At 70.9% G+C, this 9,341-nt stretch carries 9 protein-coding genes; 4 read left to right on the forward strand and 5 right to left on the reverse strand.

All coding sequences use genetic code 11. The features are described from left to right. Positions 1-103 precede the first annotated feature (103 nt). The 3 genes from F6W97_RS08190 to F6W97_RS08200 all read right to left on the reverse strand — a co-directional run bounded on the left by F6W97_RS08190 (position 104) and on the right by F6W97_RS08200 (position 5,337). Positions 104-1,219: a type I restriction endonuclease gene (locus F6W97_RS08190; protein WP_155369609.1), complete on the reverse strand. Its 1,116-nt coding sequence runs from the start codon at positions 1,217-1,219 to the stop codon at positions 104-106. Positions 1,220-1,458: 239 nt separating this feature from the next. Then, complete coding sequence (locus F6W97_RS08195) at positions 1,459-1,785, reverse strand: XRE family transcriptional regulator (protein WP_155369610.1); 327 nt, start codon at positions 1,783-1,785, stop codon at positions 1,459-1,461. A gap of 285 nt (positions 1,786-2,070) precedes the next feature. Next, complete coding sequence (locus F6W97_RS08200; protein WP_155369611.1) at positions 2,071-5,337, reverse strand: S8 family peptidase; 3,267 nt, start codon at positions 5,335-5,337, stop codon at positions 2,071-2,073. 145 nt (positions 5,338-5,482) lie between these two features. Here F6W97_RS08200 and F6W97_RS08205 point away from each other — a divergent pair, with 145 nt between their 5' ends. Together F6W97_RS08205 and F6W97_RS08210 are read left to right on the forward strand one after the other, a co-directional pair. After that, on the forward strand, positions 5,483-6,019 hold the full coding sequence (locus F6W97_RS08205) for an RNA polymerase sigma factor (protein ID WP_155369612.1): 537 nt from the start codon (positions 5,483-5,485) through the stop codon (positions 6,017-6,019). Continuing rightward, the gene (locus tag F6W97_RS08210) at positions 6,012-6,698 is read left to right on the forward strand and encodes a hypothetical protein (protein WP_155369613.1); all 687 of its coding nucleotides are present in this window, start codon (positions 6,012-6,014) and stop codon (positions 6,696-6,698) included. The genes F6W97_RS08205 and F6W97_RS08210 overlap by 8 nt, the downstream gene beginning before the upstream one ends. Positions 6,699-6,710: 12 nt before the next feature. On the opposite strand, the gene F6W97_RS08215 is transcribed toward F6W97_RS08210, so the two are convergent. After that, entirely contained in the window at positions 6,711-7,484 is a 774-nt protein-coding gene (locus F6W97_RS08215; RefSeq protein WP_230686510.1) for a transglutaminase-like domain-containing protein, read from the reverse strand. A gap of 133 nt (positions 7,485-7,617) precedes the next feature. After that, a complete protein-coding gene (locus F6W97_RS08220; RefSeq protein WP_155369615.1) occupies positions 7,618-8,103 on the reverse strand; it encodes a MarR family winged helix-turn-helix transcriptional regulator in 486 nt (161 codons plus the stop codon). Positions 8,104-8,212: 109 nt separating this feature from the next. Here F6W97_RS08220 and F6W97_RS08225 point away from each other — a divergent pair, with 109 nt between their 5' ends. Both F6W97_RS08225 and F6W97_RS08230 read left to right on the forward strand, forming a co-directional pair. Next, a complete protein-coding gene (locus tag F6W97_RS08225) occupies positions 8,213-8,665 on the forward strand; it encodes an SgcJ/EcaC family oxidoreductase (RefSeq protein WP_155369616.1) in 453 nt (150 codons plus the stop codon). Between the two features lie 92 nt (positions 8,666-8,757). Beyond that, the gene (locus F6W97_RS08230) at positions 8,758-9,255 is read left to right on the forward strand and encodes a YflT domain-containing protein (protein ID WP_155369617.1); all 498 of its coding nucleotides are present in this window, start codon (positions 8,758-8,760) and stop codon (positions 9,253-9,255) included. Positions 9,256-9,341 lie beyond the last annotated feature (86 nt).

Consider the following 9,341-nt stretch of genomic DNA (forward strand, 5'->3'; position numbering starts at 1 on the left):
CCTGGCCTCGCCCGCCCCCCGGGGCCCCCCCCCCCCGCCCCCCCCGGGGGGCCCCCCCCCCCCCCCCCCCCCACGCCCAGGTACGGAGCAGGGGTCGTGGGCCTTACTGGGCGTTCTGGAGCGGCTCGCCGAGGATGTTTCGGACGGCACCGCGGATCGCATCGGCGTGAAGATAGATGTCGTCGATCGAATCGATCAGGTGACGGGTCTCCACCTTGTCCGCATCGAACGTGCCCAGATACTTCCTGGCCTTGCCGTTGAAGTGCAGACGGGCAATGGGTCGGCGGTTGTTGTCGTCCAGGAGAATCGCGAAGTAGGACTTGGCGTCGCGCCCCACAATCCGTTGCGGCTTGGCTTCGCTGCACGCGATCGCTTTGACGATCTGATAGCCGGTCAGCTCCTCAAGCGTGGTCTCCACCTCGGTATCACGCTCGACGTCGCTGACTGCCGCAGCCTCGCTCTCCAGCCCTTGTGACGAAGCCCCGGCGCCTTGCCTGGGAGTGTTCGCATACAGCGCGCTCTTGAGCCGGTCGTTCACCTGGTCCCTGATGAACTGCGCGGACGCCTTCGCGACGAGCGGCCTGAACTGCTCGCGCACCTTCTGCGTGAACGATCCCTCGTGCAGCCGCGCGGCGAAGTACCTGACCCAGTCGTCATCGGGCTCGTTGAACTGTGCTGCCAGTGTGCGCTTGATCTGGCCGAGCTGCTTCAACTCCTCGGCCGCGTAGATGATGGAGTCGAGATCGAAGTCTTCCTTCGAGAGTTTGCGCAGCTCCGGAAGGAGGGCGTCGTCGATGTCGTCCAGGTCCAGCACAAGGAACGGCTTGGCGTCCATGCGGTTTGGAGCGTCGAGATCCGTGTAGAAGTGGTAGATCTGGCCGTTCGTGAGAATCGCGATCCGTGCGTTCGTGACCGAGAAGTATCGGTACAGCTGCGACGCGTGCTCGATCTTCAGCGCGTCACGTGGCTGCTTGCACTCGATGAGGATCTGCACCTCGCCGTTGCGAACGATCGCGTAGTCGACCTTCTCACCCTTCTTGATGCCGACATCGGCCGTGAACTCGGGAACGACCTCCATCGGATTGAAGACGTCATAGCCGAGGATCAGTGAGATGAACGGCATGACGAAAGCATTCTTGGCGGCTTCTTCCGTCTGAATCACATCCCGCTGGTTCCGGACCTTCGTGGCAAGCGCGGCGATCCGCTCCTCGAACTCCATGGCACGCTCCTTTGTTGCATCCAGGCAGAGACCGGATGTTACCGAGCGATTGCAGAGCTTGTAGCCGCGAAAACCGACGGAGAGGTCTCCCCGTTCGGCGAACAAGTTCAGCAGAAGGAACGGGTCACGCGTCCTTGAGCCGGGCGCACACAGCGAGCTGAATAGCCACTGCGACAACACCTGCGGCCATCCGTCAATCCGATCAAAGGCTTCGTCGGTCGGAGTGATGGCGTCGCGGGTCAGCCGACGACGAGGCGCTCTCCGCCGAAGTCGGCGATGATCTCCATGCGGCCGCCGAGGGCTTCGATGTAGGCGGCGAGCGTGCGCAGCTCGCTGCTGGTGATCTTGGCGCGCTCGATGGCGGAGACGCGCTCCTGCCTGACGTGCATCCGTTCAGCCATCTCGGCCTGGGATAGCCCGAGCCGCTTGCGCATCTCGACCAAGCGGGTCGCGCGACTCACGTTGATCAGATGTTCGGCGCCCGCCTCGACTTCCGCGCGGTCGGCCTCGTCGGGGAAGAACCCGGTGAGAAAGCCGTCCTGGTCGTAGCCAGAAGTGCTGCTCATGCCTGGTCCTTTTCCTTCAGGTAGGTGCTGTGTCGAGCTTCGGCGGTCGGAATGGCCTCGCGATCGCCTGGCCGACGAGAATCGCCGTGTTGCGGTCGGTGCGTTGCAGCTCATGAAGCCAATCCCTGACCTCGTTGACCATCTCCGGTCGGAAGCTAACCCGGCAAAGTTAGGCACGGCCAGTACCTCTGCATACTGAACCGCCGGGAAGGCGATCGTCGACGGTGATACCTGCGGGTGCGGACAGGGCCCGGCGGGAGTCCGCCGGGCCCTGTCCGTGGTGCGTCAGGCGGTGCGGTAGGCGCGGACGATCGTCTGCGTCACCGTGTTGCCTGCCGTGTCGGTGGCCTTGATCCGCAGTGACACGAAGCCGGGCCGCTTCAGGTGGCTGACGAAGGCCGTTCCCCAGATGACGGGCACCTTGCTCCAGGTCCGGCCGTCGTCGAAGGAGGCTTCGACGCCGAGTTCCCGGCAGGACGCGGTCGCGGTCGCCGTGTGCCGGTCCAGCACCACCGGGATGGCCATGGGGCGGCCCGCCCGCGCGGTGTTGGTGTCGTCGAGGGCCGGCATCGGCCGGGCCGTGGTCAGGGGGAACCGTTCCGGCGCGGAGGTGTGCGCCGAGGTGAAGGTCCAGGCCACCGCGACCGATGCGGACAGGGTGTCGGGCGCGCCGCGGGTGACGGTCGCCTCCAGCCGGTAGGCCGCCTTCGCTGCGGGCACGGTGAACTCGGCGTACGAGCCGTCGGCCGTGCCGATCTCCTTGCCGTTGCGCAACAGCCGCAGGTGGACCTGCAGGTCGTCGCGCCCGACGGGGCGGCCGGCCGCGTCGGCGAACATGGCCGGCTGGACCGTGATCACGTCACCGTCCCGCCCGGCGTATCCGGTCGGCGACCACGACGGGGCCTCGAGCACCGTCGGTCCGAACGGCGCCGCGTTCCACACCTGGTGGTACGTCTTGCCCGGCTGGTAGGTCGCCTCCTGGACGGTGGAGTTCGCGCCGTCGACGAAGGTCGTCGTCCAGATCAGCCCGCCGTCGGTGTTGTAGTACTCGGTGGCGTGGAACGGCAGGTCGATCGCCGTGTTCGAGCCGATGGGGCCGGGGCCGCCGATGGCCGCCGCGCGGTGGAACCGCATCGCCGCCGTCGTCGTGGACTGGCTGCGGTAGACGGCCTTGACAGTGGCCAGGTTCGCCGGGGACAACCTCCGGGTCAGGCCGGTGAACATGTCTCCCTTGCGCACGTAGGCCAGGTCGTACGTGTACGGGCTGTTCCGGAAGGTCCCGTCCTTGCCGGGACGGGCGAGCCCGATGCCGAGCGTCACCGCGAACTCCGGAGCATCGACGGCGGGCCCGATCCGGCCGAAGAAGACGTCCTGGAACGACACCCCGCTGAGCTGCACGCCGGGGTAGCGCAGGCCGTCGTCCCAGTTCGCGCTGATGTTGACGGCCTTCGGGGCGGCGTCCCGCTGCGGCACGGTCAGCGCGACCGGTTTGGCAGTACGCGCGTCGAGCGCCTCGGTGACCGGCGCGTGCACGTCCAGCAGCGGCTGCACGAGCAGCGTCGACACGCTGCCCTCGTGGATGGTGCTGTACAGCGCGTACCGGCCCTTGGGCAGCCGCATCGTGCCGCCGCCCGGTTCCCCGGCCAGCGTGGTGAACTCGCCGGTGGCCAGGTTCGCCGCCACGGTCTCGTAGTCCGTGGCCGGGTTGCCGTCGCGCCCGGTGTGGGGGAGCCGTACGTCGTAGCTCTCGATCTCCTTGTTGAGCGCGAACACCGTGCGCACCCGCAGGTCGCCAGGACCGGTCGCGGCGACCGCGCCCTGGTAGACGCCGTCGGGAACGTCGACCCGGGTGTCCACGGTGACCGTCGCCTCGGCGCGGCCGCCTGCGGGCACGACCAAAGTGGCCGGGCTGACGGTGAGCATGCCCGCCGGGGCAGGGGCGACCGACAGCGCCAGCGTGACCGGGGCGGTGCCCGTGTTGCGATACCCGATGGCCTGGGTGAACGGGGTGTCGTCGGCGTGCGGCCAGCGCTGCACCGGGAAGTCGATCGCGCCGATCTCGGCGACGACCGGCTGCGCGGCCGCGCGGCCGATGTCGACCCGGCCGGCGCCCTGCTCGTAGAGGCTGTCGTCGCCGCCCGGCTTGGCCGAGTCCATCAGCGCGGCTTTGAGCTGCGGTCCGGTCCAGTCCGGGTGCTGCCCGGCGAGGATCGCGGCCGAGCCCGCCACGTGCGGGGTCGCCATCGAGGTGCCCGCCATGGGCTGGTAGCCGCCGCCGGGGGCGGCCGCGACGATGTCGACGCCCGGCGCGCTGATGTCGGGCTTGATGTGGTTGTCGCCGAGGCGGGGGCCCTTGCTGGAGAAGTACGCCCGCTGGTCGTCGGCGTCGACCGCGCCGACGGCGAGCGCCTCGTCCAGAGCGGCCGGCGAGGAGATCGACTTGGGCTTGCCCTCGTTGCCCGCGGCGACGACGAACAGCGTGCCGTAGCGCCGGCTGAGGTCCTGGAGGGCGAGCTCGAGCGGGTCGAACCCCGGCAGGTCGGTGCCGCCCAGGCTCAGGTTGACCACCTGCGCCTGGGCCGCGGCCCACTCCATGCCGGCGATGATGTCGGAGTCCGCGCACTCGTTGGTGGCGCACACCTTGCCGATGACCAGCTTCGCGCCCGGGGCCACGCCGCGGTAAGCACCGCCGGAGGCGGCGCCGGTGCCCGCGATCGTCGACGCCACGTGGGTGCCATGGCCAACGTTGTCCGTCGGGTCGTTGCCGCCGGTGAAGTCTCGGATGGCGGCGATCTGCCCGGCGAAGTCGGGGTGGGCGGCGTCGATCCCGGTGTCGAGCACGCCGACGGTGACGCCGGCGCCGTCGAAACCGGCCTGCCAGGCCGCCGGTGCCCCGATCTGCGGCACGCTGTGGTCCAGCGAGACGCGGCGCTTGCCGTCCAGCCAGATGCCGGTGATCCCGGTGGTCAGCGTGCGCTGCGACGAGGTGCCGCGGGTCAGCGACGACCACAGGTCCGCCCGGTCGCCTGTACCCGCCCGCACGGCGAGCGCGTCGGCGGCGGGCAGGTCGGCCCGCACGCTCGCGTCGCCGCCGACGACGGCCGTGCGCGCCCGCGCGGAGCTGCCCGCCGGGTACGCGACCAGCAGCGGCAGCTCGGCCGCCCGGTCGTCGTAGCCGAACCCGCCGAGCGTGGTGAGATCGAACAGCCGTCGGTCGAGCCGCCCCGCGCGCAGCAGGGGCATCGCGTCGGCCGGGACGACGTACTGGTGGCCGTCCTCCTGGCTGCTCACGAACCGCATGCCGGAGCGTCCCGGTCCCCGCTGGATGTCCAGGTGACCGCTCGCGTCGAGAAACACCCGGTCACCGGTGATCAGTGTGAAGGCGCGGGATGCGCCGGAGACCGCGGCCTGCGGACCGTCCTGAACCGGGCCCGGGGGAGCGGCCAGGCTTCCCGTCGCCGAAGCGGTCGCGGGCTGAACCGCGAGGGCCGTGGTGACCAGCGCGGTCGCGAGCACCCCGGCCGTCAGTGCGTGTCGTTGCCGTCGTCGCACATCGTCCTCTCCGCCACCGGGTGTCTCCCGGGACGGCACGATGACGTCTGGGGCCGTCCACCGGTTGATCACCTGGGTGTGACGGCGGACACAATGCGGCCCCCGTGCCGCCGGGGCCCGTCGCCGCGCGGGGTTGCATTCGCCGGTGACCACGGAACGAAGCTTCGGGGGCACGGGTGAGGCGAGTGACGCCGAGGAGTTCGACGCGTTCTACGCCGCCTGTGCGGGACGGGTGGTGGGTCACGTCTACACGCTGACCGGCAACCGCACCGAGGCGGAGGACGCCGTCGCCGAGGCGTTCACCCGGGCCTGGCAGCGCTGGCCGGCCGTACGCGAGGCGGACAGCCCGGAGGCGTGGGTGCGCCGGGTCGCCTCCCGGATCGCGGTCAGCAGCTGGCGCAAGGCGTTCAACCGGGTCCGGGCGCACCGCCGGGCCGCCGTCGACATCAGCGTGCCGGGACTCACCGAGGACCACGTCGCCCTGCTGCAGGCGCTGCAGCAGCTGAGCGCCGCCGAACGCCGCGCCGTGGTGCTGCACCACCTCAACGACCTGAGCGTCGCCGACGTGGCAGCCGAGATGGGCAAACCCGTCGGGACCGTCAAGACGTACCTCGCCCGCGGCCGCCGGGCGATGGCCGGGATGCTGACCGAGGCACCCCAGGAAGAGGCATCCCATGGCTGAGCTGCACGACGACCTCACGTCGATCGTCGACGGGGTCCAGCGGGTCACGAAGCTCCCCGCCGCGCGGGCGTTGCGCGAGCGCGGCGACCGCCGCCGCCGTCGCCGTACGGCCGTCACGGGCGCGGGCCTGGTCGTGCTCGCGCTGGCCGCAGGCGCCGCCCTGGTGCAGGGGCGCGAGACCCCTGCCGATCCGGGTGGAGTCCCGTCTTCGGCAGTCCCGTCCGCGACCGCTTCGGCCGGACCGCAGGACATGCTGGCCGGTCGACGGCAGATCATGATCGTGGTGCCGAGCATGGGTGGCGCCGTGCTGGCGATCGGCCGTGACGACGACCGGGTGGGGGCCACCACCGAACGCGGCGTCGACGGCCGGGCGCTGTGGATCCTGCGCCCCGAGGGGGACCGGTACCGGATCGAGCTGGCCGCGCCGCAGGGCGACGCCCGGTTCTGCATGACCGTGGTGCACGACGCCGCGCCCGGCAGTGTGCGCGGCCGGGCGTGCGACCCGGCGGCACAGGCGCAGCTGTTCAAGATCGAGCGGGTCGCCGACGGGACCTGGTCGCTCTTCCAGGGCAGACGTTACGTCCAGGTCGTCGACGGCACCGACGCCCTGGTCCCCGACCTGCCCGAGAACCTGACCACGACGTACGAGCTGCAGGACCGCGGCCCGGCGTCCGGCTAGCCTTCTTCGGGATCAGTGGCCGGGGTCCGGCTGCTCGAGGGCGGTGACCGTCATCGACTCCAGCACGGGCGCGCCGAAGGTGGTCACCATCGCCACGTCGGAGGCGTCACGGCCGCGGCCGATCAGGATGCGGCCCTTGCGCGGGCGGTTGTTGCGCGGGTCGAACGTCCACCACCGGTCGCCGAGCCACACCTCCATCCAGGCCGCGAAGTCCATCGGCGCGGGGTCCGGGGGCACGTCGAGGTCGGGCAGGTAGCCGAAGACGTAGCGGGCCGGGATGTTGAGCGCGCGGCAGAACGAGATCGCCAGGTGCGTGAAGTCGCGGCACACCCCGAAACCCGAGGTGTTGACGTCGACCGCGGTGGAACGCGCGTCGCTGGTGCCGTAGCCGAAGGTCAGGTGGCCGTTGACGTAGTCGCAGATCGCCTGCACGCGCGTGTGGTCGGCCGGCATGCCGCCGAACCTCGACCAGGCTTCGTCGCCGAGCATGTCGGGCAGGCAGAAGCGGCTGGGCAAGGTGAAGATCAGCACGTCGTCGGGCAGTTCGTGGGGCAGCAGCTGCGGCGCGTTGCCGGCGGTGTCCTCGGTGGCGTCGGGCACCAGCGCCGTCGCCGCATAGCGAACCGTGCACCGGCCGGCGGGCAGCACCAGCCGGGTGCAGGGATTGTCATAGAGATCGACATAGCTACGGACGTTGACCTGCGGCTCCAGCGCCCAGGAGCGTTCGATGACCGAGACCGGCCCGGTGCCCCGGGGCTCGATCTGCAGCACAGCAGGGGTGTCCACGGCGGACTGATAGACGAACTCGCAACCGACTTGTACCCGACGCACGTTCATGTCCCACCTGTGTCCCGAGTGCCGCGCTGTCACACCTGTCGGCGCATGGTCCCACGTGGATATTTCGGGTCCCGTCAATCGATCAGGGGCGGCCGCCGCGGTGGGCGGTGTCGGCGCGGACCTCGCGGGTGGCGGCCAGCAGCGCGTCGGCGGCGCGGGAGAAGTAGTCGAACAGCACCGCCAGCTCGTCCGGCCGGTACCCCTGGATCACCTCGCCGAGGCGCTGCCGGGCCGGGCCGACGATGGTGTCCACATCCAGCTTCGGCACTGGTTCGACCAGCACCCGGCGGCGGTCGGCGGGGTCGGCGACGCGGCGCACGTGCCCGGCCCGCTCCAGCCGGTCGATGAGGCGGGTGGTCGCGCCGGTGGTCAGCCCGGCGCGCTCGGCGAGCTCGCCCGAGGTCAGTCGACCGGCGAGGTTGAGCGTGCTCAGCGCGGCCCAGTCGGTCGGGTGCATGCCCGCCGCGTCGGCCGCGGCCTGGGCGTGGGCTGTCATCGCGTCGAGGTAGCGCCGGAAGGTCTCGTGCGCTCCCGGTGGCAGGGCGGCGTGCGGCGTGGCGTCGGCCATGGCGTGGCGGCTCCCTCTGCGCTAATCTCTGCGTGAGTGCAGATATTGCACCTGTGCAGTTTCTGTGTATCCGGTGCCATGTTAGGCCCGGCCGACCCGGGAGGAACACGTGAACCACGCCGACCGCACCGCCGACCTGGCCGAAATCGAGCAGCTCCTGGCCTCGATCGCGCACGCCTGGGAGGCCGCAGACGCCGACGCCTTCGGCCGCGCCTTCACCGACGACGCCAGCTACGTCACCTTCGTCGGCACCGTGTACCGGGGCCGCGACGACATCACCGAGAGCCATCGCGCGCTGTTCCAGGCTTTCACCAAGGGCACCCGGCTGGCCGGGGAGACGATCTCCGTCACGTTCCTCGGCCCGGACACCGCCGTGGTGGTCGGCCGCGGCGACACCTACAAAGGACGCCGCCGGCCCGCGCTGTCGAAGATCCAGACCTACACGCTGGTACGCGAACCCGACGGCTGGCGGGTCGCGGCCTTCCACAACACCCGCCGCCGCGGGCTGATGGAGGCGATGCAGTTCCGTTTCGCCCCGGGCACCCGGCCCGCCGTCCGCTGACGGCGAAATGTCCGGTGCGGACGGAGGTGATTGGCGAGGCCGTGTCACGGGTACCCGCCTGGCAACGTCAGCCGTGATTGAGGAAGGCTCCCATGACACAGACCGAATGGGCCGCGGACAGCCGCGCCGCCGGGCAGGTCGTCGTCGCGACCTACGACACGTACGCCGAGGCGGAGCGGGCCGTCGACCACCTGTCCGACAACGGGTTCCCGGTCGAGCGCACCGCGATCGCCGGCCGTGGGCTGAGCCTGGTCGAGCAGGTCACCGGGCGGTTGACGACGTGGCGTGCGGCCGCGCACGGCGCGGTGAGCGGCGCCCTGCTGGGCGCGCTGTTCGCCTGGATGTTCGGCTTCTTCAACTGGGTCACGCCGCTGATCTCGCTGCTGCTGCTCGTGCTGTACGGCGCGGGGTTCGGCGCGGTCGCGGGCGGGCTGTTCGGCCTGGCCGGGCACGCCCTCACCGGCGGCCGCCGCGACTTCTCCTCGGTGTCGGCGATGCAGGCCGACCGCTACCAGATCCTGGTGGACTCGGCGTCCGCCGACGAGGCCCTGCGCCTGCTCGACGAGGGCGGCCTCGCCGGCCGCGCCTGACCGGCTCCACGTGCGGGGCGGCCCGCGGGTGCCGGGCGGGGGGGGACCGCGGGCCGCTGGGGGGGGCGGGGGGGCGTGAAGGGGTA

The organism is Catellatospora vulcania (genome assembly GCF_009720385.1).
In the GTDB taxonomy this organism is placed as follows: domain Bacteria; phylum Actinomycetota; class Actinomycetes; order Mycobacteriales; family Micromonosporaceae; genus Catellatospora; species Catellatospora vulcania.